Origin of the sequence: Staphylococcus pasteuri, assembly GCF_030547725.1 — a bacterium.
Taxonomy (GTDB): domain Bacteria; phylum Bacillota; class Bacilli; order Staphylococcales; family Staphylococcaceae; genus Staphylococcus; species Staphylococcus pasteuri.
In genome coordinates this window covers 1-259 of sequence record NZ_JAUOQO010000504.1, presented here as the reverse complement: position 1 = coordinate 259, position 259 = coordinate 1, and the positions used below count along the sequence as shown (strand labels likewise).

Sequence of the window (259 nt, the reverse complement as noted above, 5' to 3'; positions counted from 1 at the left end):
CGATAGGGCTATCGCTAAGGCTTGGCAGCATGGTGGAAGCTTGCTGTTGATAGTACACAGAGTTGTTGAGCTGCAATTGGGTTTGATTATGAGTATGCAGCAAGACATAGCCAGATTCTGCTTCGCTAGAACAAAGCGCCCATACGCGCTTTTGTTCAGAAAATTCATGCACATTACTCTCGGTGTGTATCGCAATAAATTTGCGTGTTAGCACCGCGACCTCTTGCTGGCGTGAATAAAAGCGTAAGCAGTGAAACAG

At 46.3% G+C, this 259-nt stretch carries 1 protein-coding gene; it reads right to left on the bottom strand.

The features are described 5' to 3' along the window. On the bottom strand, nt 1–214 hold a 214-nt coding region (locus Q4528_RS14510; RefSeq protein WP_303522349.1), incomplete at its 3' end, for a hypothetical protein. Nucleotides 215–259: the final 45 nt, after the last annotated feature.